This is a genomic window from Streptomyces sp. CMB-StM0423, from assembly GCF_002847285.1.
In the GTDB taxonomy this organism is placed as follows: Bacteria; Actinomycetota; Actinomycetes; order Streptomycetales; family Streptomycetaceae; genus Streptomyces.
In genome coordinates this window covers 7410705-7436238 of sequence record NZ_CP025407.1, presented here as the reverse complement: position 1 = coordinate 7436238, position 25534 = coordinate 7410705, and the positions used below count along the sequence as shown (strand labels likewise).

The following is a 25534-nucleotide window of genomic DNA, read 5'->3' as shown; positions in this document are numbered from 1 at the left end:
ACAGTTGTAATGGAAACTTTTGGTCCTGTCAGCACCCGCTCGTGCTAGACCTACCTGGCAACTCGCCGGAACCACCTGTACGGAGGTCACCTTGCGGCACCGTCGCGCGCTCGCCTCAGTCGTTCCGCTCACCGCCGCCCTGCTGCTGGGCGGCTGCACCGGGGGCGACTCGTCCGACGACGCCGGGGACGGCGGCAAGGCGTCCGTCATCGCGCCCGGGAAGCCGGGCGAACAGGCAGCCACGATCCCCGCGGACGAGGTCGAGGAGGCGCGCGGTGACGACCGGCCCAACTCGGCGGACACCACGTACATGCGCGACATGATCGAGCACCACGGGCAGGCGATCGTCCTGACCGACCTCGCCGAGAAGCACGCGGGCGCGGAGAATGTGCGCAGCATCGCCGAGCGGATCGCCGCCGGGCAGCAGCCGGAGATCGCGGTGATGGAGGCGTGGCTGGAGGAGAACCCGGGCGGCGGCGGTGAGGACGGCCACGGCGGCGGGCACGGGGGCGGGCACGAGGGGATGCCCGGGATGGCGAGCGAGGCGGACCTCGGCCGGCTGCGGGCGGCGCGCGGCGAGGAGTTCGACGCGCTGTTCCTCAAGCTGATGATCGCCCACCACGAGGGCGCGGTGAAGATGGCCGAGGAGGTGCTCGGCAAGGGCAACAACGAGTACGTCGAGCAGTTGGCGACCGGCGTGATCGCGCAGCAGCTCAGCGAGATCGGCCGGATGGAGAAGCTGGCATAGCTCCCCGGCCTGCGGTTCCGCGCGTCCCGGAGGCGTTGTCAGTGGCCGGGTGCAGACTGACCCGTAGTCGACGACGAGGTCGCACGGAGGTGGACCCTATGCAGGACGTGGTGCTGGCGGTCGGAACGCGCAAGGGGCTGTTCCTGGGACGGCGCCGGGGCGGCGCATGGGAGCTTGACGGGCCCCACTTCAAGGCCCAGGCGATCTATTCGGTGGGCATCGACACCCGCGGCGCGGCGCCCCGGGTGCTCGCCGGGGGCGACAGCGCCCACTGGGGCCCGTCGGTCTTCCACTCCGACGACCTCGGCGCGACATGGGAGGAGCCCAGGCAGCAGCCGGTGAAGTACCCGCAGGACACCGGCACTTCGCTGGAGCGGGTCTGGCAGTTGCAGCCCGCGGGGGCCGAGGCCCCCGGTGTGGTGTACGCGGGCACGGAGCCCGGCGGCCTCTTCCGGTCCGAGGACGGCGGCGAGACGTTCGAGCTGATGCGGTCGCTGTGGGACCACCCGACGCGGGAGAAGTGGGAGCCGGGCGGCGGCGGGCTCGCGGTGCACACGGTGGTCACCGACCCGCGGGACGCGGAGTCCGTGACGGTCGCCGTCTCCGCCGGCGGGGTGTACCGCACGGTGGACGGCGGGGCGAGCTGGGCCCCGTCGAACTCCGGCGTGCAGGTCGTCTTCCAGCCGGAGAAGTTCCCGGAGTTCGGCCAGTGCGTGCACAAGGTCGCGCGGGACGCCGTCGACCCGGACCGGCTCTATCTGCAGAACCACTGGGGCGTCTACCGCAGCGACGACGCCGGGGCCACCTGGACCGACATCGGCGCAGGACTGCCCTCGGACTTCGGTTTCGCCGTCGCCGCGCACCCCTCGCGCGGCGACACCGCGTACCTCTTCCCCATCACCGCCGACGCCGACCGGGTGCCCGCGGAGAACCGCTGCCGGGTCTACCGCACGTCGGACGCCGGGGCGACCTGGGAGCCGCTGTCGGCGGGGCTCCCGGCGGAGGACCACTACGGCACGGTGCTGCGGGACGCGCTGTGCACCGACGACGCCGACCCCGCGGGGGTGTACTTCGGCAACCGCAACGGGGAGGTCTTCGCCAGCGCCGACGAAGGGGAGAGCTGGACGCAGCTCGCCGCGCACCTGCCGGACGTGCTGTGCGTACGGGCCGCGGCTGTCTGAGACGTGGCGGGTGGGGGCCCGTCGAGCCAGTAGAGTGACCGGCCATGGCTGGACGTCCTCTCCCCGACATCGTCGAAGCCGGCTGGGCCAAGGCCCTGGAGCCGGTCGCCCAACAGATCGCCGCCATGGGCGACTTCCTCCGCGCCGAGGTCGCCGCGGGGCGGACATACCTGCCCGCGGGGCCGAACGTGCTACGGGCCTTCCAGCAGCCGTTCGACGACGTGCGGGTGCTCGTCGTCGGCCAGGACCCGTACCCCACCCCGGGCCACGCCGTGGGCCTCAGCTTCTCCGTCGCCCCCGACGTGCGCCCGCTGCCCGGCAGCCTGGAGAACATCTTCCGCGAGCTGCACAACGACCTGGGCCACCCCCGCCCCGCCAACGGCGACCTCACCCCCTGGACCACGCAGGGCGTGCTGCTGCTCAACAGGGCGCTCACCACCGCACCCAGGCGTCCCGCCGCACACCGCGGCAAGGGCTGGGAGCAGGTCACCGAGCAGGCCATCCGGGCGCTCGCCGCCCGCGGCCGGCCGCTGGTGGCGATCCTGTGGGGCCGCGACGCGCGCAACCTGCGCCCCATGCTCAGCGACTACCCCGCCATCGAGTCCGCCCACCCCTCCCCCATGTCCGCCGACCGCGGCTTCTTCGGCTCCCGCCCCTTCAGCCGGGCCAACGAGCTGCTGCAGAAGCAGGGCGCGGAGCCGGTGGACTGGACGCTGCCGACGAACGGATAGCCGCCATGACCAGCGCTACGGCCCGATGGGTGCTCGGCATCGACTCCGGCGGCTCGGGGCTGCGCATCGCCGCGGCGGCCGTCCCCGCGGACGGCGGCGACCCGGCGGAGAGCGGCGCCGCCGTGGAGACCGCGGGACCTGTCGCCACCGGGGACAACGGGATCGACGCCGACGACCTCCTCGGCAAGCTGCTGCCCGCCGCGCACCGGCTGCTGGACGCGGCAGGCGCCCAGTCGTTCGCCGCCGTGTGCGTCGGCGCCGCCGGCATGGCCACCCTCGGCGCCGATCTGCGGGCCCGGCTGCCGCACGCCCTGGCGGACGCCCTCGGCACAGGGCACCTGGCGCTCGCCGCCGACGGGGTCACCGCGTACGCCGGCGCCATCGGGCAGCACCCCGGTGCCGTCGTCGCCGCCGGCACCGGCATGATCGCGGTCGGCACCGGGCTCGACGCGGCGGGGTGGCGGCGGGCCGACGGCTGGGGGCACCTGCTCGGCGACTGCGGGGGCGGCGCGTGGATCGGGCGGGCGGGTCTGGAGGCGGCGATGCGGGCGTTCGACGGCCGCCGCGGGGGCTCCGCGGCGCTGCTGGCCCGGATGGAGACGGTGTTCGGCACCAGTACGCAGATGCCCGGCCTGCTCTACCCGCGGCCCGACCGCCCGGCGGTGCTGGCCTCGTTCGCCCCGGAGGTCGCCCGCTGCGCGCCGCACGACCCGGTCGCCGCCGCGATCCTCGCCGAGGCGGGCGAGCACATCGCCGCCGCGGCCGTCGCGGTCTGCCCCGCTGACCCCGGTAGCGCGGTCGCGCTCACAGGCGGGCTCTTCGGCATCGGGGAGCCGCTGCTCGCGCCGCTGCGCGCGGAGCTCGCGGTACGGCTGCCGCGCGCCCGGGTGTCGACCGCGACGGCGACGCCGCTGGCGGGGTCGCTGCGGATCGCCGCCGCGCTGGCGGCCGACGAGCTGCTGCTGCCGGTGGAGCGGGGCATGCTCGACGTCTGGTAAGCCGCTGTTCCGGGCCGCGGGCGGCGCGGGCGCGGGGACCGCGCGTAACGGCCGGGGGACGGTCCGTACGAGCGCGGTCACCGCCTGTCCGCCGGTGTGCCCCCGCGGTCACGCCCGCGGGCGAAATGGCGACCCCGGGCATGTGGCGGACCGCGCGGAGGCGTTAGCATGCGGCGCCATGAGCTCTGCCGATGGACACGCAGCCGGTCTGCCCGTACGTATGCCCCGCCGTCAGCCGGGGCGGCACCGCAAGCCGGAGCGGCCGAGCGCGCCCGAGGGCGCCCCGGCGCTGGTCCTGGCCGTGCCCGGGGCGCCGTCCGCGGAGATTCGCGGCATGGCGGAGGAGGTGCTCAGCATCGCCCGCTCCGACCTTCCGGGGCTCGACGGCCGGGTGGCCTACGTCGAGGGCGAGAACGAGGAGTTCCCGCCGCTGACGGCGGTCCTCGCGCACGCCGCGGCGCAGCGCGCGGCGCACGCCGAGGCCGGGACGCTGGAGGTGGCGGAGGACGTGCCGGTGGCCGTCGTGGTGCCGCTGCTTGCGGGCCCCGACCCGGTGCTGCTGGACCGGCTGCGCGACGCGATCGCGACGAGCGGGACGGCGGTCGAGCTCACCGACGTCCTCGGGCCGCACCCGCTGCTCGCCGAGGCGCTGCACGTGCGGCTTTCGGAGGCGGGCCTCGCCCGCGCGGACCGCGCGCGGCTGTTCACGGTCGCGACCGCCGCGGACGGCATCATCCTCGGCGCCGTGGGCGGCGAGGAGGCCGTGCAGGCGGCGGGCGTGACGGGCATGCTGCTCTCGGCGCGGCTGGCGGTGCCCGTGATGGCGGCGGCGCTGGACCGGCCGGGCGGGGTGGCCAAGGTCGCGGAGTCGCTGCGGAGTTCGGGTTCGGCGCGGCTCGCGCTCGCGCCGTACGCGCTGGGCCCCGAGCTGCCTGCAGGGATGCTGGCCGCCGCGGCGGAGCAGGCGGCGTGCGAGGCGGCGGAGCCGCTGGGCCCGTACCCGTCGGTGGGGCAACTGGCGCTGACGCAGTACACGACGACGCTGGGCATCGCGCCGCAGCCCGCCGGGTCGCCGCTGCGCTGACGTACCCGCAGGACATCGGGAGCCGCCAGCGCACGCCGGCGGCTCCGCTGTTTCAGGACCGCGTCCACGCGCCCGGGGTACGGGCCGGACCGTGCGCCCGGGTCAGGCGAAGACGACGCACGACGCCGCCGGCAGCGCGGCCGAGCCGGAGCGCCGCGGCATGCCGCTCTCGGCGTCGATGTCGAACCATGTGACGTCCCCGGAGCGCTCGTTGGCCGCGTAGAGGTGCCGGCCTTCCGGGTCGATCGCGAGGTCCCGCGGCCAGGTGCCGCCGCAGGGGACGTTCGAGACGAGGTCGCGGACGCCGCCGTCGTCGCCGAGCGCGAGGGTGGCGACGACGTCGGGGCCGCGGACGGCGGTCCAGCAGAAGCGGCCGTCCGGGGAGACGGCGATGCCGGAGGCGTACGGGGTCTCGTCCGCCGCGGCCGTCTCGTCCGTCAGCAGCGGTGCCTCGGCGAGCGGTTCGAGGGTGCCGGTGGCGGCGTCCCAGGAGCAGACGGTGACGACGGGCTCCAGCTCGCAGGCGACGTAGACGCGGTGTCCTTCCGGGTGGAAGGCCAGGTGGCGCGGGCCGGTGCCGGGGCGCAGCGGCACCTCGTGGTTCAGCCGCAGGGCGCCGCGGTCGGCGTCGAGGGCGCAGACGAGCACGGAGTCGGTGCCGAGGTCGACGCCGAGGACCCAGCGGCCGGTCGGGTCGGGGACCACCTGGTGGGCGTGCGGGCCCTCCTGCCGCTCGGCGACCGGGCCGCTGCCCTCGTGCTGCAGCAGCGCGGCGGGTCCCGCGAGGGTGCCGTCACGGTTGACGGTCACCGTGCTGAAGCTGCCGGAGGCGTAGTTGGCGGTGAGGAGGTGGCCGCCGGCGAGCGCGAGGTGGGTGGGGTGGTCGCCGCTGACGGGTACGGGGTCGCCGGCGGGCTCGGGCTTGTCGTCGCCGAGCCGGAACGCGGCCACGCTGCCGCCCTCGGTCTCGCTCACGGCGTACAGCAGGCCGCCGTCGGCGACGGCGAGGAACGAGGGGTCGCGCAGGGCGTCGGTCGAGTGCCGCGGGGTGAGGGCGCCCGTGCCGGGGTCGACGTGGGCGACGGTGATCCCGGCGCCGCCGCCACTGGAGAACGAGCCGACACAAGCCCGCAGAACCGATTCACCCATGGGTTTTCCCCTTCCAGCAGGTCCGGAGCCGGTCCGGGCGACCCTACCCGACGATCTCCCGGCCGTCCGGCGGTCTCCCGCACCCCTGCTCCCCCGCCCGGTCCTGCCTGCCGGGCCCGTACCGCATCGGGCGGATGTACAGCACAATGTGGTCCGCGCAGGGGCCGCGCACCGTGAGACCACCCCCCACACGAGGAGACTCAGCATGCACGGAGCGCACCCCGCCCGTATCGCGGCCGCCCTGGTGTCCGCCGCCGCCCTCCTGGCCGGCCTCCAGGCGGCTGCCGCCGCCCGGCCCGCGGACGCCGCCGAGGTGATCGACGTGTCCACGGCCGACGAGTTGGAGGCGGCCCTCGCCGCCGCGGGACCGGGCGACACGATCCGGATGGCGGACGGGACGTACCGCGGCAACTTCGACGTCACCGCCTCCGGCAGCGGCTCCGCGCCCGCCGCCCTCACCGGCTCCGCCGGCGCCGTGCTGGTCGCCGGCGGCGGCTACGGGCTGCACCTGGACGGCGCCTCGTACTGGAACCTGACCGGGTTCACGGTCACCGGCGGCCAGAAGGGCATCGTGATGGACGCCGCCGACCACGTGGACATCGCCTCCGTCACCGTGCACGACCTGGACATGGAGGCGGTGCACTTCCGCAACTCCAGCTCCGACGGCTCGATCACCGACTCCCGGATCCACGACACCGGGCAGAACGGCCGCGGCATGGGCGAGGGCGTCTACGTCGGCAGCGCGGGCGGCACCGGCGACCGCAGCGACCGCATCCTGATCGAGGGCAACACGATCGGCCCCGGCGTCGGCGGCGAGAACGTCGACATCAAGGAAGGCACCACCGGCGCCCGGATCATCGGCAACACCTTCGACGGCAGCGGCCTGACCGGCGCGAACTACGACGACTCGTGGGTCGACATCAAGGGCAACGACGTACTGGTGGCGGACAACACCGGCCGCGGCACGACCAACGACGGCTACCAGACCCACGAGGTGCAGGACGGCTGGGGCTGCAACGCCACGTTCCGCGGCAACAGGTCCGACCTCGGCGGCGCGACGGGGCCCGACCGGTACGCCATCGACGTCACCAACTACGACGCGCAAAGCTGCCCCGTGACCGTCTCCGGCAGCAACACCGTCAGCGGCGGCCGCGGCCTGGTCAACCCCGGCGTCCCGGTCACCGGCTGACCCCTCCCCCCGCCGACGGACCCGGGGCGTCCGCTTCGTGCCGGGCTTGGCATGCTTGCCGTATGAGCGCCACCGGTACCACCGCCGTCGTCTTCGACCTCGACGGCACCCTCGTCGACAGCGAACCGAACTACTACGAGGCCGGGAGCCGTGTTCTCGAACAGCACGGCATCACGGGCTTCACCTGGGAGGAGCACGCCGGTTTCCTGGGCGTCGGCACCCTGGAGACGATGCGCACGCTGCGCGAGCGGTACGCGCTGGCGGCGCCGGTGGCGGAGCTGATGGCGGCGAAGAACGCCGCGTACCTGCAACTGGCGCGGGCGTCGACCCAGGCGTATCCGCAGATGCGGGCGTTCGCCGAGATGCTGCGCGCGGCCGGGTGCCCGATCGCCGTCGCGTCCGGCTCCTCGCGCACCGCCATCGAGGCGGTGCTGCCGGCGGCGGGGCTGGGCGGGCTGTTCCCCACGCTGGTCTCGGCGGAGGAGGTCGAGCGCGGCAAGCCGGAGCCCGACGTGTTCCTGGAGGCGGCCCGGAGGCTGGGCGTACGGCCGGAGGACTGCGCGGTGGTCGAGGACGCGCCGCCGGGGTGGGAGGCAGCGCGCCGCGCGGGGATGCGGTGCGTGGCGGTGCCGTATCTGCCGGAACAGGCGGACGAAGCGGTCGAGTCGGGCGCGGGGCTGGTGTTCCGGGGCGGGCAGCGGGAGTTCTCGGCGGAGCGCGCGTTCGCGTGGGTGACGGACGGGTCGTGACCCCCGGCCGGGCACCGGGGCGTACGTGCCGGGGGTGCCGCCCGGATGCGGGCCGGGCGGGCACGGGGCGGTGCCGTGGATCCGCACCGCCCCGCGCTCCCCGCGTCCCGGTTTCCCGGGCGGGTCAGTCCTCCGCGACCTCGCCCCTGACGTGCCGCTGCACGAACTCGTAGGCCAGATCGCCGAACTGCTCGCCGAACGGGATGGACCGCTCCGCCGTCTTCGAGAAGTGCACGCCGCCCCACAGCCGGCTGTACGCGCAGTCCCTGACGAAGTCCGTCCAGGTGTCCCAGTGCACCGCCAGGTCGGCGCCCGGGGTGACCCCCGGCTCGACCATCGTCGACCCGGCCGGCGCACGGAACGTCCAGTCCAGCACGTCGTCGTCGAAGAACCGCCGCGTCGCCTGCGCCTGGGCCGCGCAGACGCCCCCGGAGCCGGAGGGGTACTCGGGGTGGTCGCCGACGTTGAGATAGCTCGTCCACTCGTCGGCGGGCATGTCGCCCACCGTGCCCTTGCCCACGCCGCCCCAGGAGGTGACCCGGCGGCTGCCGTAGACGTGCCGGACGGCGCTGAACGGCCGGACGGCGTCGTACTTGGCCTTGTAGTGCCAGATCGCCACGAGCGAGTCGTAGATCGCGACGGTGCTGCCGAAGAGCAGGTGGACGAGGTCGTCCAGGTCCAGCTCGCCGTGCGCCTGCGCCGCGGCGCCCACGGAGATGCCGACGCCGAGGAACTTGTTGTCGAAGATCTCCGCCTTGACCTTCTGCTCGTCGGTCAGCGCGGCCGACGCCTCCAGGATCTCGTCCACGGAGCGCTTGTAGTCCCGCGGCCTGGTGTGGTCGCTGAACTCGGGCGGCGCGAGCCCGAAGCCGCCCGGGTCGCGGAAGGTGTGCGCCCTGACCAGCCGCTGCTGCGGGGTGACGAACGACTGGACGGTGAAGATCCCCTTGTCGCCCGCGTTCCCGGCGAGGCGGCGGTTGTGGGTGCCGTGCTTCGGCTGCCAGCGGGAGGGGTTCGTCAGCTCGTACGCGGAGTTGGCCGGGCGGTAGCCGGTGTAGTCCTGGTACGGGCGGCCGTTGTAGGTGCGGCCGACGTCGCCGAGCTGGTTCATGCCGTCGTGTGCCGTACGGGCCAGGACGGCGTTGCCCGCCAGGTTGCCGATGCCGATGGGGCTGGTCGGGTTCTCCGACTCGTCGTCGGGGTCGAGACCGATCGCGGTCATGAGGTCGCGGAAGGCCGTGCCGCGGCCCGGCTCCACGCCCTTGATCACCCGGTAATTGGCGTACAGCGCGGCGATGTTCTTGTTCCGGTTGGTGGTGGACTCGCTCGAAGGGCGGCGGCGGATACGGGAGTAAACGCCCACGGCCGTCGGGTGATAGGGCGCCATGGCGTCGAACCAGGCGGCCGTCGACAAATGGATGAACCGGTGGAGCACGGTCACGTCCATGGGGCCGTAGACGTCCTCCGCGGGACGGAAGGTGGCGATCAGATCGCGGACGAAGTTGCCCGTGTCGAAGTCGAAGTCGGCGGCCGCCGCGGGCGTCTGACCGGCCGGCTCGGCGGCGGTTGCGGAACCGCTGTGGCCCAGCGCGGCCAGGGCCGCGGTCGAGGCGCCGCCGATCCCGCCGAGCAGCACCGACCTGCGCCGGGGCGCGGATCCGGCGGCCTGAGGGCGTCTTCGGATCGTCATGCTGCGCATCCTCCCTCTCTCAAGTTTCTTTAAAGCTTCCGTCAATTCGAGGGAAAATGCGAAGCGCGTACGGGCCGCGCGGATCCCCGTGAAAAGGCTACTGAGTCCGGCCGTACGGTCCACCGCGCGACCGAGTAGTCCGCACTACTCGGATTGGAGCCTTCAAGGGAGTTGACCGCGGCCTTTCCCCGGCATTCGGCGAGGGAAAAGGGTGGAAGCGGCGGGCGGTTTCCTGAAATCGCCCGCGCGTATTCAGCCGCCGACTTGGCCGTCGCCCAGAACCTTCGCCGTCGTGCGCTCGGCGGTGGCGTCGTCCAGGCAGCCGCGCAGCCGCATGCGGTCGAGGTCGCCGAGTGCCGGGCGAGCAGCACCTCGACGGCCAGCAGCAGCACGCCGCTGATCAGCGGGCGCTGCCCGTTCCGCGTCCGCCGCGCGGGCCGCCCGTTCCGCGGGCTCCGCGTCCGCCGTCCGCTCCGCTTCGGTCGCCATCAGGGGCCCCACCTCCGCCCCTCGTGCGCGCGCCCCTTGTGGGGGCAGCACGCCCGACTCGGTCCCGGGTAGCGGAGGGAGCCGGCCGGGCCGTCGCGGGGCAGTCAACGGGGAACCGCCGCGGCGACCCGGCGGGTTCGACCGGGTTGCTGACGAATCAGTATGCCGCGAGCGGCCGGAGGCATTCCTCAGGGATGTCCCCGAGTGGACCCGGCCGCGCGGCAGCCCGGCCTACCGTTGCCCGTCGTTGTCGTCGTCCTGCCTGACGGTGGCGGAGCCCACGAGCGCGTAGTGGTCCGAGATCTCGCTGTCGCGCGGCAGCGCGTCACCCCTGGCGTTCCCGAAGTGGTCCTGGTCCACAAAGATGTAGTCGAGCTTCGCCTCCTTCACCTCCGCCGACTGGCGGACGTGTGTGGGCTCTCCCGACCGGCAGGCGCGGGGCCGCGGTGTGGCGGCTTTGCAGGTGGCGTCGAAGCGGGCCGCGTCGGTCTCGTCGACCTCCATGAGCCGGCCGGTGCCGCCCAGCGCGGGCCGGTAGAACGGGTCGAGGTCGGTGGACCGCGGGCTGGTGCTGCGGTCGGGGATCGTGTCCGTGCGGTGCAGCGGGTTGAAGTCGCCGCCCAGTACGACGGGGGTGCCGGCGTTGAGCCACGGGTCGGCGGCCAGGTTGGCGGCCTGCCGGGCGTTGATGTCCGGCGGCTTGCCGTCGTACTGCGGGTAGAGGTGGACCGAGCAGCCGCGGGTCTTGCGGCCCCGGATCTCCGCCTCGACGCACGCCGCGTGCCATGCCTCCGGGCCGGAGTACTGCCGGGTGTAGTCGTCGTCGGGGTCGATCGTGACGGCCTCGCCGGGGGTGATCGGCCCCTTGGCGTAGACGGCGATGCCGTACACACCCCTGGTGACCGTGCCGTCCAGCTCCTTCACGTCGCACACGCCGGGCCGCTGGAAGGTCTCGACGAAGTGTCCGTCGTAACCGTCGCCCTTCAGGGCCCGGCCTATCGTCTCGAACTGCTGCGAGCAGACCTCCTGGAGGAAGACGAAGTCGCTCTTCCCCGCGCGGGCGTGCGCGACGACCGCGTCGCGTCTCTTCTCCACCTCGCGGGTCGCGGAGCAGTCCTCGGTGCTGGGGCTGTTGCCGCAGATGTTGTACGTCAGGAATCCGACCGGTGCGCCGGAGGCGGTCGCGGCCGGAGTCTCCGCCGGTGCCTGCCCGGCGGCGGCGGGCGCCGCGGCGGCCACGGTGAGCAGCAGTGCCGGCAAGACGGCGTAAGCCCTGCGTCGCAGCATGGGAGCGTCCTTCCTTCTCGGCCGCGAACAGCCTTACGGCGCACGGCAGATGGGGGAGATGTAGCGCAGGTGATCGCTGGGAATGGTGTCATCGGAAGTGGATCAGCACCAGACGACCTCCGTGCCGTGCCCCGAGCAGGACCGCGGTCAGCCGAGGAACGACAGCCGCACGCTGCGCTGCGGGTTGTCGCGGTTGGTGTCGACCAGCACCACCGACTGCCAGGTGCCCAGCTCCAGCCGGCCGCCGATCACCGGCAGCGTGGCGTGCGGCGGCACCAGCGCGGGCAGCACGTGGTCGCGGCCGTGTCCCGGGCTGCCGTGCCGGTGGTTCCAGCGGTCGTCGGCGGGCAGCAGGTCGTGCAGCGCGACGAGGAGGTCGTCGTCGCTGCCCGCGCCCGTCTCGATGATCGCGATGCCCGCGGTGGCGTGCGGGACGAACACGTTGAGCAGCCCGTCGCGGCCGTCGGCCGCCTCGCGCAGGAAGGCGTCGCACTCCGCGGTGAGGTCGTGCACGGACTCGCCGGACCCGGTGGTGATCCGGAGCGCGTGGGTCGTGAAGACGTCGGTCATGGGGCCAGCATCGCGCATGGGGAAGATCCGTGCCGCCACGGGCGTTGGCGCACACATGAGCGGCATCGTACGGACGCAGGTGGTGGTGATCGGCTCGGGACAGGCCGGGCTGTCGGCGGCGTTCTTCCTGCGCCGTGCGGGCCTGGACTTCGTCGTCCTGGACCACTCCCCCGGGCCGGGCGGCGCGTGGCAGTTCCGCTGGCCGACGCTGACGTACGGCAAGGCGCACCGCGTACACGACCTGCCCGGCATGCCGCTGGCCGCCGCCGAGGCGGACGGGGCCCGGCCGGCCGCGGAGGTCGTCGCGGAGTACTTCGGTGCGTACGAACGCACCTTCGAGCTGCCCGTGCGCCGGCCGGTGAACGTCGCCGAGGTGCGCGAGGGCGCCGGGACGGAGACCGGGCGGCTCCAGGTGGTCACGGACGCGGGCACGTGGTCGGCGCGCGCGCTGGTCAACGCCACGGGCACCTGGGACCGGCCGTTCTGGCCGCGCTACCCGGGCCAGGAGACGTTCCGCGGCCGGCAGCTCCACACCGCGCAGTACCGCGGCCCGCAGGACTTCGCCGGGCAGCGCGTCGTGGTCGTCGGCGGCGGCGCCTCCGGCACGCAGCACCTGCTGGAGCTGGCGGGGACCGCGGCGGAGACCGCGTGGGTGACACGCCGGCCGCCGGTGTGGCGGGAGGGCCCGTTCACCGAGGACTGGGGCCGGGCCGTGGTCGCCAGGGTCGACGAGCGGGTACGGGCCGGGCTGCCGCCGAAGAGCGTGGTCGGCGAGACCGGTCTGGCGCTGACGGACGAGGTACGCGCCGCGCAGGCGGCCGGCGTGCTGGTGCGGCGGCCGGTGTTCGAGCGGATCACGCCGGACGGCGTGGCCTGGGCGGACGGGACGGTCTTCCGCGCGGACGCGATCCTGTGGGCCACGGGCTTCCGCGCGGCCGTCGACCACCTGGCGCCGCTGCGGCTCCGCGAGCCGGGCGGCGGCATCCGCATGGAGGGCACTCGCGCGGCCCGCGACCCGCGGATCCACCTCGTGGGCTACGGCCCGTCGGCGAGCACCATCGGCGCCAACCGCGCCGGCCGCACGGCGGTCCGCGAGCTGACCCGGCTGCTGGCCGACACGCCCGAACCGGAGCCCGGCCCGGACTCCGGCCCAGGGCCCGTACCCGCGGAGCCAGGCGCCGTCAGCGCTGCTGTCTGAGGCTGGAGCTGCGGACCACCAGCTCCGGCTGGAGCACGATCCGCTGGTGGTCGTGGTGCTCCACGCCCCGCTCCGTCTCCTCGATCAGCAGCTCCGCGGCCTCCCGGCCCATCCGGTGCGCCGGCTGCCGCACCGAGGTCAGGGGCACCGCCGCCGCGGCGGCGAACTCGATGTCGTCGTAGCCGACGAGCGCGATGTCGCCCGGCACCGAGACGCCCGCCGCGAAGAGGGTCTGGAGCACACCGAGCGCGAGGAGGTCGTTGGCGCAGAAGACGGCCGACGGGCGCGGCGACATGCCCAGCAGCCGGGCTCCCGCGTCACGGCCCGCGGCGACGTCCATCTGCTCGGTCTCGACGTGCACCAGCGCCTCGGGCCCGAGCCCCTCCTCGGCGAGCGCGGCCAGGGCGCCGGTGTGGCGGTCCTGGCACTGCGGGAGCTGCATGGGGCCGCTGACGTAGACCAGGGAGCCGTGGCCTGCGCCGATCAGGTGACGGGCGGCGAGCACGCCGCCCTGGACGTCGTCCAGCGAAACCGAGCAGGCGTCGGCGCTGGCGACCGTGCGGTCCACGAAGACGTACGGGATGCCGTGCCGGCCGAAGGACTCCAGGGTGCGCCCGCTGGTGTCGGCCGGGGTGACGAGCACGCCGCGCACCCGCTGCTCGGCGAAGAGGCCCAGGTACTCGGCCTCCTCCGCCGGGCTCTGCGCGCTGTTGCACAGCATCACGCCGAGTCCCGCCTCGCGTGCGGCGCGCTCGGCGCCGGTGGCGACGTCGACGAAGAACGGGTTGGTCATGTCGAGGACGAGCAGCGCGATGATGCGGCTGCGTCCGGCACGCAGTTGCCGCGCGGACTCGCTGCGTACGTAGCCGAGCCGGTCGATGGCCGCCTGCACCCGCTCGCGGGTGGCGGCGGCCACGCTGTCGGGCCGGTTGATGACGTTCGACACGGTGCCGACGGAGACGCCCGCGTGCCGTGCGACGTCCTTGATGCCCACCATGCGCCCCACGCGCGTTCCCCTTCAGCCGTCCAGCCGGTCGTACGCGGCGCGCCCCGGCCGCGGCCCGTCGTTCATGCTACGCATCGCCGTCGCCACTCCCCGCAACCTCCACCAGGTCGAGCCCCGCGAGGTCCGCGAGCGCCCGCAGCTCCGGCAGCAGGTGGCCGGTGGCCAGCGCCCAGTGGTGGCCTACGCCGCTCGCGCTCCACTCGTCGCACCACTCGCCCGGATCCCGGCCGAAGTCGACGCGGGAGGTGGTGTTGCCGATGGCCAGCAGCGGTCCGGCGGTGACGGTGCCGGTGGAGGCGATGAGCCGGTAGCGGCCGTCGCGGGTCTGGCCGAGGCCGACGGCGGTGACGGGCCCGTGCCGTACGTCGAACTCCACGGACACCCCCCAGCCGCGCTTGCCGTGGTAGACGCCCAGGCCGCGCAGCAGCGGCCGGCCCTCGCTGATCGCCAGGTGCCCGGGACCGTCGTGGCCCATCTCCACCACGCCGTCGCGGAAGTTGAGCGCCTGCATCTCGGTGAAGGAACCGCCGGCGCCGAACCGGTCGGCGACGAGCATGGCGAGCGAGGTGCGCAGCTCGTACTCGCCGGCGGCGGGGATGCCGCGGGCGGTGAGCAGGGAAGCGCCGAGGATCATGCCGGCGCCCAGCCGCTCGTGCGTCTCGCCGTCGAGGCCGCGGTGGTAGTACGCGAGGGAGTCGAGGTCGAAGTCGGCGGCGAGCCGGTCGAGACCGACCGACACCCGCGCCGCCCAGGCCAGGTCGTCGGGGTCGACGGTCGCGTCGAGGTCGAAGACCTCGCGGATCTCGGCGAGCTTCGCCGCCACCTCGGCGTCGCCTGCCTTCTCGGCCCGTACCCGCAGGTCGTCGAACTCCAGCACCTCGACGTGGCCGCCGAGGTTCGCGGTGACCATGGTGAGGTCGGTGGAGACGTCGTACATGCCCGGGTAGAGGTGGCCCATCAGCCCGTGCCGGCCGCCGCGCAGCACGGCGCGCACCCCCGCCGCCCGGATCCAGCGGCCGATCCTGGCCCACGCCCGCTCGTCCTCCAGATGGCCGGAGACCGAGCGGAAGGGGACGCCGCAGCGCTCGAAGGCGCTGGCCATCTCGGGCAGCGGGCAGGCGCCGCAGTAGGCGAGCCACTGGCCGGTGTCGAAGCTCGCGTGGTCCATCGCCTCGGTGGGCTGCAGGTTGATCAGCAGCACGGGCGCGCCGCTGCGCTGCGCGACGGGGACGAGCATCGTCGCAGTCATGTACGTGGTGAGGAAGCCGACGATCAGGTCGCAGTCGGCGGCGCGCAGCTTCTCCGCGGCGACGGCGCCCTCGGGGGCGTCGGAGATGAAGCCGACGTCGACGACCTCGGCGTCGAACCCCGCCATCCGCTCGGCCACCCGGGCGGCGGAGCGCTTGAGCTGCGGCAGCAGGTCGGGGAACTGCGGCCAGTACGCGCCGAGTCCGCCGGCGACCAGGCCGATGCGGGGGCGGCGGGCGGTGGCGGGGGTGCGTGCGGTCGTCATGGTGGCTCCTTGCGGTCGCGCCTAGCGGGGCAGGGCGAAGTCCACGGTGCGCAGCGCCGAGGGCGTGGTGCCGGTGGACTTCTGCTGGTACATGAAGGACAGGACGCCGTCCTGGGCGAGCCGGGTCTCGTCGAGGTTCACCTCGCCGAAGGCGTCGAGGTCCGCGCCGTCGAAGAGGACCTTCCAGTCGGTCCAGCCCGAGGCGGCGGAGGCGGCGGCGATCCGGCCGTAGGGCAGCACGGCGTAGGCGTTGTCGTAGCGGTCGAAGGCGAGCTTGGAGCGCTGGCTGGACGCCAGGGGCACGGGGAGCTCGGTCTTGTGCCAGCGGCCCGCGTCGTCGCGGCGGACGTGGAAGGTGCGGGCGTTCGCCTTGCGGTCGGCGACGTAGTTGGTGGAGCACTGGCCGAAGCGGCCGGGGACGTAGCTGACGAGGGCGTGCGGGCGGCCGGCGGAGTCGGTGGCCTGGTGCTCCTGGTTCATCAGCGCGTGGTCGGCGTTCAGCGGGTCGGCGACGGTGCCGGGGTCGTCGAAGGCGACGAGGTCGGGGCCGCCGGTGGTGCCGACGACCTGACCCGCGGCGTTGGTCCAGGTGCGGCCGTCGTCGGTGGAGCGGACGTAGCCGGTGTCGTGGTTGCTGAGGCCGCCGGGGGCGCACATGACGGCGGTGTTCTGCTCGCGCCAGGTGTAAAAGGCGTGCAGGGTGCCGTCGGGCCCGTAGTCTATGCCGTGCAGGTACATGTTGCGGGCGGAGCTGCTGCCGTGTTCCGTGGTGTACGTGCCGGTGGAGCCCGACCACTGGCCGAGCGCCCGCCACCGCTTCCCGTCGTACGCGGCCAGCGCGTTGCGGCCGTTGCCGGAGACGCCGTCGCGGTAGCTGAGCAGCAGCCCGCCGGCGGGGGTGGCGACGAACTGGGGGTAGGTGAAGCGGCCGGTGAGCGGGAGCCCGTCGAGCGAGGTCTGTACCGGCCCGAAGGCGGCCGCGGTCCAGTCGTGCGCCTCCGGCCGGTTCATCAGCCCGGGCGCGGACTTGAGGTAGAAGAACCCGTCGGCGTGCGAGTCCATGTTGACGTGCAGCCGGCCGTCGGCGGCGGAGACACCGAGGGAGATGACGTTGTGCGAGTCGTCGTACTTCAGCCGGTGGTCAAGGGTGACGGTCTCCCACTCCCGTTCGCCGAGCGCGCGGCGCGCGACGACGGCGCTGCGGTCGGCGGTGTACCAGGCCGCGTACTGGTGCCGCTTGTGGGTGAGGATGCCGTTCTTCGTGAACGAGCTGTTGTTGACCAGGCCGTCGAACGAGACGAAGTAGACGGCCTCCGGGTCGAGTTCGGTGTCGGCGATCCGCGTCAGCGACGGTCCCGGCGCCGGCGGCGGACCCGGCGCCGCGGCGGGGCCTGGGTCCGCCGCGGCGGCCGGGAGGGCGGTCGCCGTCAGCAGCAGGGCGGCGGCGAGGAGCGCGGGCTTCACGAACGTGCGGGAGAGCAGTCTCATGTGGGGGTCCTCAGTCGAGGTGGAAGACCTCTGTCAGGGGGCGTACGGCCTCGTCCGGCGCGGCGCCGTCGAGCGCGTCGAAGAACGGGGCCATCTCGGCCTGCCAGCGCGCGTTGACGTCGCTCGCGGCCATCGCGGTCTGCGCGGCGGCGAAGTCCGGGGTCTCCAGGTAGCCGACGAGGAGGCCGTCGTCGCGCAGGAAGAGCGAGTAGTTGCGCCAGCCGGCGGCGGAGAGCGCGGCGAGCATGTCCGGCCAGACGGCCGCGTGCCGCTCGCGGTACTCCGCCAGCCGGTCGGCGCGCACCTTCAGCAGGAAGCAGACGCGCCGCGGTTCGGCGCCGGCCATCAGAAGTCGTACTCGTCGATGTTCTTCTCGTCGAACACGGTCGGCGGGCCGAGGATGACCTCACCGTCCTTGCCGACGGTGTACTCACCGAGCCGGCCGGCCTCGAACGTCTCGCCCTCCTTGCCGGTGATCTGCCCCGAGGCCAGCGCGGCGGCGGCGTAGGCGCCGAGGTAGCCGAGGTCCTTGGGGTCCCAGAGGGAGAACTCCTCGACGGTGCCGTCCTTGATGAACTTGCGCATCTGGTTCGGCGTGCCGAGGCCGTTGAGCACGACGTCGCCCTTGTAGTCGGAGGTGCTGATGTAGCGGGCGGCGGCGGCGATGCCGACGGTGGTGGGCGAGATGATGCCCTTCAGGTCGGGGTACGCCTTGAGCAGGCCCTGGGTCTCCTGGAAGGACTTCTGGTCGTCGTCGTCGCCGTAGGCGACCTTGACCAGCTTCATGTCCTTGTACTCGGGCTTCTTCAGCTCGTCCTTCATGAAGTCGATCCAGGTGTTCTGGTTCGTGGCGTTCTGCGTCGCCGACAGGATGGCGATCTCGCCCTTGTAGTCGAGCTGTTCCGCGATGCGCTGCACCTGGCTGCGGCCGATCTCCTCGGAGCTGGCCTGGTTGATGAAGAGCTGGCGGCAGTCCTTGGCGGTGTCGGAGTCGTAGGCGACGACCTTGATGTCCTGCTGCATGGCCGTCTTCAGCGGGCCGCAGACCGCGTTGGGGTCGTTGGCGGCGATGAGGATGGCGTCCTGGCGCTGCTGGACGAGGGTGTTGATGTACGAGACCTGCGAGGACGCCTTGGCGTCCGAGGGCCCGACCTCCTTGGCCTCGGCGTCGAACTCGCCGCTCGCCTCGATGCCCGCCTCGTCGACGATCTGCTCGTACGGGTTGTTGATCTGCTTGGGCAGGAACGCGATCTTCAGCCCCTTCTTCAGGGGCGCGTCCGGGTTCGCGGTGGCGTCGGACGCCTGCTCCTTGGCGTCGTTCTCCGCGTCGTCCTTCGTGGTGCCCGAGCAGGCGCCGACCGCCAGGGTGAGGGCGCACAGCGCGGCTGTCGCGGCGAGGGTGCGGCTCTTGTTACGCATGCGGGTGAACCTTTCGCGTTCGGTTCCGCGGATCCGCGGAGCAGAGGCAGATCGGGGGGACGGGGGTCGGGGGGACCGGGGGTCGGGGGACGAGGTCAGGGGGCCGCCGCGAGGCGGCGGCTGCGGCGCTCCGCGAGCGCGGAGATGGCGCGCGGGGCGAGTACGGAGGCGATGAGCAGCAGCCCGGTGACGATCACGCGGATCTCGTTGGCCACGTCGTTGAGCGTGAGCAGGTTGTTGAGCAGGCCGATGAGGAGCACGCCGGCCACGGCGCCGCCGAGGGTGCCCTTGCCGCCGTTGAAGTCGACGCCGCCGAGGAGCACGGAGGCGATGACGACGAGTTCGAGGCCGAGGCCGTTGTCGGCGCGGGCGCTGCCGTAGCGCAGGGTGTAGACGATGCCGGCGAAGGACGCCATCAGGCCCGAGACGACGAACAGCGCGAGCTTGATGCGCTTGACCCGGATGCCGGCGAACCAGGCGGCGTCCTCCTGGGCACCGATCGCGTACAGCGAGCGGCCGAAGCCCGTCATGTGCAGCAGCACGGCGGCGAGCACCGCGAGCACCGCGAAGAGCGCGATGGGGTACGGCACGAAGGTGCCCGGCACGGTCTCGGTGGAGGAGGCCCACTGGGAGTAGGTGTCGGGGAAGCCCGCGACGGCCTTGTCGCCGAGGACCACCGAGGCCAGGCCCCGGTAGAGCGTGAGCGTGCCGATGGTGACGGCCAGTGGCGGCAGCCCGACGCGGGTGACGAGCCAGCCGTTGAGCAGCCCGCCGGCCGCGCCGGCGAGCAGGCACACGGGCACGATCAGCTCGAAGGCGTACCCCGCGTCCCACAGGGAGCCCGCGAGCGCACTGGACAGGCCGAGCATGGAGGCGACGGACAGGTCGACCTGGCCGGCGACGACGAGCAGCGTCATCGGCAGCGCGATGAGGGCGATCTCGGCGGTGTCGTTCAGCGCGGCGGACATGTTGCCGGTGGAGGCGAAGCCGTCGGTGGACGAGGTGCCGGCCAGGAACACCGCGATCAGCAGGATGCCGACGGCGGTGTCCCACCGCAGGTAGGTGCCGAGCGACTTCACGGCCGCCTCCTCTTCCGCAGCGCGCTGGTGGTGCGCCGCTGCACGATGCGGTCGGTGGTGATGGCGGCGAGCAGCAGCACGCCGGTGATGGCCTGCTGCCAGAAGGAGCTGACCTTGAGCACGACCAGCGCGCTGCCGATGGTGGTGAGCAGTGCGGCGCCGAGCGCGGCGCCCCACACGGAGCCGACGCCGCCGGTGATGGCGACGCCGCCGACGACGACGGCGCTGACGACGGTCAGCTCCCAGCCGTTGGCGGCGTCGGCGACGACGGTGCCGAAGCGGGCGAGCCAGAGCGCGCCGGCGAAGCCGGCGATGGCGCCGGAGAAGGCGTACGCGCCGAGCACGCGGCGGCGGATGGGGATGCCGGCGAGGCGGGCGGCCTCGGGGTTGGAGCCGATGGCGTACAGCTCCCGGCCGCCGGTGTAGGCGCGCAGGTAGTACGCGGTGCCGGCGAGGACGGCGGCGGTGATCAGCGGCAGGTACGGGATGCCGAGGACGCTGCCGGTGCCGAGGGAGAGGACGTCGTCGGGGAGGTTGGCGGCGTTGATCTGCTCGCCGCCCGCCCACCAGTAGTCCAGGCCCTGGATGACGTAGAGCATGCCGAGGGTCACGACCAGCGCGGGCACCTTGCCGAAGCTCACCAGCAGCCCGCTGACCAGCCCGCACGCGGTGCCGAGCGCGATGCCGAGGAGGACGACGACGAACGCGCTGTGGTCGGTGCCGGAGACGAAGTCGCCGCAGGCGAAGGCGGTGAGGCCGACGACGGAGCCGACCGAGAGGTCGATGTTGCGGGTGATGACGACGACGGACTGGCCGACGGCGAGCAGCACCAGGATGGAGGAGTTGAGCAGCAGGTCCTTGACGCCCTGGTCGTCCAGGAAGCTGGGGTTGGCGATCCAGGTGCAGAGGATCAGCAGGACGAGGGCGCCGCCGATGGAGAGTTCGCGGGCGCGGAAGATCGTGTCGGTCAGCGAGCGCGCGGAGCGCTCGGCGCCGCCCGCGGGGGCGGGTTCCGTCTTCTGTACGGTCACGCTCATGCCGCCGCCTCCGTAGCGCCGCGGCCGGTCGCGGCGGTCATCACCGACTCCTCGGTGGCCTCGGCCCGCGGGATCTCGGCGACGAGGCGGCCCTCGTGCATGACGAGCACGCGGTCGGCCATGCCGAGGACTTCCGGCAGGTCGGAGGAGACCATGAGGACGGCCAGGCCGCCTGCGGCCAGTTCGGAGAGCAACCGGTGCACCTCGGCCTTGGTGCCGACGTCGATGCCGCGGGTCGGCTCGTCGACGATGAGCACCGAGGGCTCGGTGGCGAGCCACTTGGCGAGGACGACCTTCTGCTGGTTGCCGCCGGAGAGCACGCCGACGTCGTCGGAGAGCCGGCCGTACTTCAGCCGCAGCTTCGCCGCCCAGTCGGCGGCCCGGCCGCGCTCCAGCGACCGCTTGACGAGCCCGGCGGAGCCGAGGCGGCCGAGTCCGGTGAGGCCGATGTTGCGCTCGATGGACATCTCCATGACCAGCCCGCGCTGCCGCCGGTCCTCGGGGACGAGGGCGACGCCCGCGTCCATGGCGGCGGTCGGCGAGCCGCGGCGCAGCGGGCGTCCGGCCACGTGCACCTCGCCGGCGTCCGGGGTGTCGACACCGAACGCGGCCTGGACGACCTCGCTGCGGCCGGCGCCGACGAGTCCGGCGAGCGCGACGATCTCGCCGCGGCGGACGTCGAAGGAGACGTCGTGGAAGACGCCTTCGCGGGTGAGCCGCCGTACGGACAGCGCGGTCTCGCCCAGTTCCGCGTCCTGCTTGGGGTACAGCTCGTCCAGGTCGCGGCCGACCATGCGGCGTACCAGGTCGTCCTCGGTGAGCGCGGCGACCTCGTCGGTGGCGATCCAGCGGCCGTCGCGCAGCGTGGTGACGCGGTGGCAGAGCCGGAAGATCTCCTCCAGCCGGTGGGAGATGAACAGCACCGCGGCGCCCTCGGCGCGCAGCGCCTCGACGACGGCGAAGAGGCGGGCGGTCTCGCTGCCGGTGAGGGCGGCGGTGGGCTCGTCCATGATCAGGACACGGGCGTCGAACGACAGCGCCTTGGCGATCTCCACGATCTGCTGGTCGGCGATGGACAGGCCGCGCGCCGGGCGGTCGGGGTCGAGGTCGACGCCGAGGCGGCGCATGAGCGCGGCGGTGGCGTCGTGGACCGAGGCGCGGTCGATGCGGCGCAGGGTGCGGCGGGGCTGGCGGCCCATGAAGATGTTCTCGGCGATGGACAGGTCGGGGAAGAGCGTGGGTTCCTGGTAGATCACGGCGATGCCCGCGTCGCGGGCGTCGGCCGGGCCGTGGAAGGCCACCGGGGCGTCGTCGAGGAGCAGTCGGCCGGCGTCGGGGCGGTGCACGCCGGCGAGGGTCTTGATGAGGGTGGACTTCCCCGCGCCGTTCTCGCCGGCGAGGGCGTGCGCCTCACCGGCGTGCAGCGTGAGGGAGACGTCCTCCAGGGCGCGTACGGCCCCGAAGGACTTGCTCAGGCCGCGCGCGGCCAGGACGGGCACTTCTGTCATGGTCAGCACCGTTGCGGTCGGCAGTTCATGAAAGGTTTCAATGAGTTTTCACGGAAGCTAGACCTCCCCCAACAGGCGCGTCAATGGGGCGGACATGGAAACTTTCCGGCCAATGTCAAGTTCTCCGCGGCCCCTTGACACCCCCTCGGCGCCTCCCTAACTTCGTGATCTGAAACGATTCATGCTCGCGCCGTCCCCGGAGGACCCCGTGATCAGCAGACGTCGAATCCTCGGCACCGCCACCGCCCTGGGCACCGCCGCCGCCACCGGCGCCGCCCCCGCCGCCCGCGCTGCCGCACCTGCCACCCGCGCTGCCACGAGTGATGCGGTCCGGGAGGCGGAGGTGACCCGGCCGACGGTCGAGTACGCCGGCCGGCCCCTCGGTCTCGACGTCGACCGCCCGCGGCTGAGCTGGCCCGTGGAGTCCGGCGCGGCGGGCGGGGCGCAGAGCGCGTACCAGATCAAGGTGGCCACCGCGCAGAACAAGCTGAGCGACCCCGACGTGTGGGACAGCGGCAAGGTCGCCTCCGGCGACTCCGTCCTCGTGCCGTACGGCGGGCCGGAGTTGCGGCCCCGTACCCGCTACCACTGGACGGTCCGCGTCTGGGACCGGGACGGCACCGCCTCCGACTGGAGCGAGCCCACCTGGTGGGAGACCGGGCTGCGCGGCGAGGAGTGGGACGCGAGCTGGATCGCCGCGCCCGACCTGCCGACCGACGCGCCCGACATCACCGGCTCCTCGTGGATCTGGTTCCCCGAGGGCGACCCGGCGAGCAGCGCCCCCGCCGAGACCCGCTGGTTCCGCGCCCGGCTCGCCATCCCGGAAGGCGTCACCCGGGCCCGGCTCGCCGTGGCGGCGGACGACCGCCACACCACGTACGTCGACGGCACCGAGGTCTCCTCCGGCACCGCCTGGAACCGCCCCGACGTCGTGGACGTGACCGGGCTGCTCACCGCCGGCACCGCCGTGATCGCGGTCTCCGCCACCAACGGCGCCGTCGGCCCCGCCGGGCTGCTCGGCGCGCTCGAACTCACCACCGCCGACGGCGTGACCACCCTGGTCACCGACGGCGACTGGAAGTCCGCCGACGCCGAGCCGGCCGCCGGCTGGACCGCGCCGGGCTTCGACGACTCCGGCTGGGCCGCCGCCAAGGTCCTCGCCCCCTGGGGTGCGGGCCCGTGGGGCAAGGTCACCGTCCCCGTCTCGCTGCCCGCCGCCCAACTGCGGTACGAGTTCCGGCTGTCCACGCGGCGCATCGTCCGCGCGCGGCTGTACGCCACGGCCCTCGGGCTGTACGAGGCGCACCTCAACGGCCGCCGCGTCGGCGAGGACGTGCTCGCGCCCGGCTGGACCGACTACCACAAGCGGGTGCAGTACCAGACGTACGACGTCACGAGCCTGCTGCGGCCCGGCGCCAACGCCATCGGCGTCGACCTGGCCGCCGGCTGGTACGCGGGCAACCTCGGCTGGTTCGGCCCGCACCACTACGGCGAACGCCCCGCGCTGCTGGCTCAGTTGGAGGTCACGTACGCCGACGGCAGCGTCGAGCGGATCCTGTCGGACACCGGCTGGCGCGGCACCGGCGGCCCCGTCACCGCCGCGGACCTGATGGCAGGCGAGGACCACGACGCCCGGCTGGAGACCCCCGGCTGGACCTCGCCCGGCTTCGACGACTCCGGCTGGCGGCCCGCAGAGGCCGCCGACGGAGGCGCCGCGGCGATCGTCGCGCAGGTCGACGCGCCGACCCGGGTGGAGAGCGAGCTGCCCGCCCGGACGGTCACCGAGCCCGCGCCCGGGGTGTTCGTCTTCGACCTCGGCCAGAACATGGTCGGCGCCGTGCGGCTGCGGGTGAAGGGCAAGGCCGGCACGGTCGTCACGCTGCGCCACGCCGAAGTCCTCAACCCCGACGGCACCCTGTACACCGCCAACCTGCGCACCGCCCGCGCCACCGACACGTACACCCTGCGCGGCGCGGACGGCGGCGAGGTCTACGAGCCGAAGTTCACCTTCCACGGCTTCCGCTACGTCGAGGTCACCGGCTACCCGGGACAGCCGCAGAAGACCGCGGTCACCGGCCGGGTCATGCACACCGCCGCGCCGTTCACGATGGACTTCGAGACCAACGTGCCGACGCTGAACCAACTGCACTCCAACATCACCTGGGGCCAGCGCGGCAACTTCCTGTCCGTGCCCACCGACACCCCCGCCCGCGACGAACGCCTCGGCTGGACCGGCGACATCAACGTCTTCGCGCCCACCGCGGCGTACACGATGGAGTCCGCCCGCTTCCTCACCAAGTGGCTGTACGACCTGCGCGACGACCAGGACGACGACGGCGCGTACCCCGACGTCGCCCCGTGGATCGGGCCCGTCGGCAAGGGCGTCGCCGGCTGGGGCGACGCGGGCACCACGGTGCCGTGGGCGCTCTACCAGGCGTACGGCGACACCCGGGTGCTGGAGCAGTCGTGGGACTCGATGCTGGAGTGGCTGGAGTACCTGAAGCGCAACAGCAACGGCTACCTGCGCCCCGCCGCGGGCTACGGCGACTGGCTCAATACGCAGGACGAGACCCCCAAGGACGTCATCGGCACCGCGTACTTCGCGCACAGCGCCGACCTCGTCGCGCGGATCGCCCGCGTCCTCGGCCGCGACCCGGCCCCGTACGACACGCTCTTCCACGCCGTACGCGAGGCGTTCACCGCCGCGTACGTCTCCCAGGGCGGCGCCCGGATCAAGGGCGACACGCAGACCGCGTACGTCCTGGCGCTGTCGATGGACCTGCTGCCCGAGGACGCCCGCAAGCCCGCGGCCGACCGCCTCGTCGCGCTCGTCGAGGCCCGCGACTGGCACCTGTCCACCGGCTTCCTCGGCACCCCCCGGCTGCTGCCCGTGCTGACGGCCACCGGCCACACCGACGTCGCGTACCGGCTGCTGCACCAGGACACGTTCCCCGGCTGGGGCTACCAGATCGCCAACGGCGCCACCACGATGTGGGAGCGCTGGGACTCCATCAAGCCCGACGGCTCGTTCCAGGACGCGGGCATGAACTCCTTCAACCACTACGCCTACGGCTGCGTCGGCGAGTGGATGTACCGCCACATCACCGGGATCGCCCCCGCGGAGCCGGGCTTCAGCAAGCTGCTGATCCGGCCCCGCCCCGGCGGCAAGGTCGACCGGGCGCGCGGCCGGCTCAGCACGCTCTACGGCCCCGTCACCACCGACTGGCAGGTGCGTGACGGCCGGCTGCGGCTGGACCTGACGCTCCCCTTCAACACCACCGCCGAGGTCTGGGTCCCGGCCCGGACCGCGGCGGACGTCTCCCACGGCCGCGCCCGCTTCCTGCGGATGGAGGACGGCTGCGCCGTCTTCGCCGCGGACGCGGGCACGCACCGCTTCGCCAACTGACCACACCCCACACGA

Annotated in this window: 22 protein-coding genes; 9 read left to right on the top strand and 13 right to left on the bottom strand. The window is 73.4% G+C overall.

What is annotated here, in order from left to right:
• The first annotated feature begins 91 nt into the window (after nt 1–91).
• The 5 genes from CXR04_RS32310 (at nt 92) to CXR04_RS32290 (ending at nt 4742) form a co-directional block, all read left to right on the top strand.
• Nucleotides 92–748 (top strand): DUF305 domain-containing protein, encoded by a 657-nt coding sequence (locus CXR04_RS32310; RefSeq protein ID WP_101425749.1) that lies wholly within the window; start codon nt 92–94, stop codon nt 746–748.
• A gap of 98 nt (nt 749–846) precedes the next feature.
• The gene (locus tag CXR04_RS32305; protein ID WP_101425748.1) at nt 847–1929 is read left to right on the top strand and encodes a WD40/YVTN/BNR-like repeat-containing protein; all 1083 of its coding nucleotides are present in this window, start codon (nt 847–849) and stop codon (nt 1927–1929) included.
• A 44-nt stretch (nt 1930–1973) separates the two neighbouring features.
• Nucleotides 1974–2660, top strand: a complete 687-nt coding sequence (locus tag CXR04_RS32300; RefSeq protein ID WP_101425747.1) for a uracil-DNA glycosylase — start codon at nt 1974–1976, stop codon at nt 2658–2660.
• A 5-nt stretch (nt 2661–2665) separates the two neighbouring features.
• Nucleotides 2666–3658 (top strand): N-acetylglucosamine kinase, encoded by a 993-nt coding sequence (locus CXR04_RS32295; RefSeq protein WP_199850574.1) that lies wholly within the window; start codon nt 2666–2668, stop codon nt 3656–3658.
• Nucleotides 3659–3836: 178 nt separating this feature from the next.
• Nucleotides 3837–4742: a hypothetical protein gene (locus CXR04_RS32290; protein WP_199850573.1), complete on the top strand. Its 906-nt coding sequence runs from the start codon at nt 3837–3839 to the stop codon at nt 4740–4742.
• A gap of 102 nt (nt 4743–4844) precedes the next feature.
• Here the strand turns inward: CXR04_RS32290 and CXR04_RS32285 are convergent, their stop codons facing one another.
• A complete protein-coding gene (locus tag CXR04_RS32285; protein ID WP_101425744.1) occupies nt 4845–5891 on the bottom strand; it encodes a lactonase family protein in 1047 nt (348 codons plus the stop codon).
• A gap of 205 nt (nt 5892–6096) precedes the next feature.
• On the opposite strand from CXR04_RS32285, the gene CXR04_RS32280 reads away from it, so the two are divergent.
• Together CXR04_RS32280 and CXR04_RS32275 are read left to right on the top strand one after the other, a co-directional pair.
• Nucleotides 6097–7080 (top strand): right-handed parallel beta-helix repeat-containing protein, encoded by a 984-nt coding sequence (locus CXR04_RS32280; protein WP_101425743.1) that lies wholly within the window; start codon nt 6097–6099, stop codon nt 7078–7080.
• 62 nt (nt 7081–7142) lie between these two features.
• Entirely contained in the window at nt 7143–7829 is a 687-nt protein-coding gene (locus CXR04_RS32275) for an HAD family hydrolase (RefSeq protein ID WP_101425742.1), read from the top strand.
• Nucleotides 7830–7953: 124 nt separating this feature from the next.
• Here the strand turns inward: CXR04_RS32275 and CXR04_RS32270 are convergent, their stop codons facing one another.
• The 4 genes from CXR04_RS32270 to CXR04_RS32255 form a co-directional block, all read right to left on the bottom strand.
• A complete protein-coding gene (locus CXR04_RS32270; RefSeq protein WP_101425741.1) occupies nt 7954–9465 on the bottom strand; it encodes a DUF6851 domain-containing protein in 1512 nt (503 codons plus the stop codon).
• A gap of 306 nt (nt 9466–9771) precedes the next feature.
• A complete protein-coding gene (locus CXR04_RS32265) occupies nt 9772–10008 on the bottom strand; it encodes a hypothetical protein (RefSeq protein ID WP_159072412.1) in 237 nt (78 codons plus the stop codon).
• A 231-nt stretch (nt 10009–10239) separates the two neighbouring features.
• The gene (locus tag CXR04_RS32260) at nt 10240–11295 is read right to left on the bottom strand and encodes an endonuclease/exonuclease/phosphatase family protein (protein WP_234380597.1); all 1056 of its coding nucleotides are present in this window, start codon (nt 11293–11295) and stop codon (nt 10240–10242) included.
• Between the two features lie 147 nt (nt 11296–11442).
• Nucleotides 11443–11865 (bottom strand): secondary thiamine-phosphate synthase enzyme YjbQ, encoded by a 423-nt coding sequence (locus CXR04_RS32255; protein ID WP_101425739.1) that lies wholly within the window; start codon nt 11863–11865, stop codon nt 11443–11445.
• A 55-nt stretch (nt 11866–11920) separates the two neighbouring features.
• Here CXR04_RS32255 and CXR04_RS32250 point away from each other — a divergent pair, with 55 nt between their 5' ends.
• A complete protein-coding gene (locus CXR04_RS32250; protein ID WP_101425738.1) occupies nt 11921–13063 on the top strand; it encodes an NAD(P)-binding domain-containing protein in 1143 nt (380 codons plus the stop codon).
• On the opposite strand, the gene CXR04_RS32245 is transcribed toward CXR04_RS32250, so the two are convergent.
• The 8 genes from CXR04_RS32245 to CXR04_RS32210 form a co-directional block, all read right to left on the bottom strand.
• Nucleotides 13047–14060, bottom strand: a complete 1014-nt coding sequence (locus CXR04_RS32245; protein WP_101425737.1) for a LacI family DNA-binding transcriptional regulator — start codon at nt 14058–14060, stop codon at nt 13047–13049. The two genes, CXR04_RS32250 and CXR04_RS32245, sit on opposite strands and share 17 nt — an antisense overlap.
• A 76-nt stretch (nt 14061–14136) precedes the next feature.
• A complete protein-coding gene (locus tag CXR04_RS32240) occupies nt 14137–15582 on the bottom strand; it encodes an L-fucose/L-arabinose isomerase family protein (RefSeq protein ID WP_101425736.1) in 1446 nt (481 codons plus the stop codon).
• Nucleotides 15583–15603: 21 nt separating this feature from the next.
• Nucleotides 15604–17070, bottom strand: coding sequence for a BNR repeat-containing protein (locus CXR04_RS32235; RefSeq protein ID WP_101425735.1), 1467 nt, complete (start codon nt 17068–17070; stop codon nt 15604–15606).
• 10 nt (nt 17071–17080) lie between these two features.
• Nucleotides 17081–17416, bottom strand: coding sequence for an L-rhamnose mutarotase (locus CXR04_RS32230; RefSeq protein WP_101425734.1), 336 nt, complete (start codon nt 17414–17416; stop codon nt 17081–17083).
• Nucleotides 17416–18489 carry a rhamnose ABC transporter substrate-binding protein gene (rhaS, locus tag CXR04_RS32225; protein WP_101425733.1) on the bottom strand — a complete coding sequence of 358 codons (1074 nt, stop codon included), beginning with the start codon at nt 18487–18489 and terminating at the stop codon, nt 17416–17418. The genes CXR04_RS32230 and rhaS overlap by 1 nt, the downstream gene beginning before the upstream one ends.
• Before the next feature lie 95 nt (nt 18490–18584).
• The gene (locus tag CXR04_RS32220) at nt 18585–19568 is read right to left on the bottom strand and encodes an ABC transporter permease (protein ID WP_101425732.1); all 984 of its coding nucleotides are present in this window, start codon (nt 19566–19568) and stop codon (nt 18585–18587) included.
• Complete coding sequence (locus tag CXR04_RS32215; protein WP_101425731.1) at nt 19565–20605, bottom strand: ABC transporter permease; 1041 nt, start codon at nt 20603–20605, stop codon at nt 19565–19567. Before CXR04_RS32215 ends, CXR04_RS32220 begins: the two co-directional genes overlap by 4 nt.
• Nucleotides 20602–22113: a sugar ABC transporter ATP-binding protein gene (locus tag CXR04_RS32210; RefSeq protein WP_101426714.1), complete on the bottom strand. Its 1512-nt coding sequence runs from the start codon at nt 22111–22113 to the stop codon at nt 20602–20604. The genes CXR04_RS32215 and CXR04_RS32210 overlap by 4 nt, the downstream gene beginning before the upstream one ends.
• Before the next feature lie 208 nt (nt 22114–22321).
• On the opposite strand from CXR04_RS32210, the gene CXR04_RS32205 reads away from it, so the two are divergent.
• Nucleotides 22322–25519 (top strand): alpha-L-rhamnosidase, encoded by a 3198-nt coding sequence (locus CXR04_RS32205; protein WP_101426713.1) that lies wholly within the window; start codon nt 22322–22324, stop codon nt 25517–25519.
• Nucleotides 25520–25534: the final 15 nt, after the last annotated feature.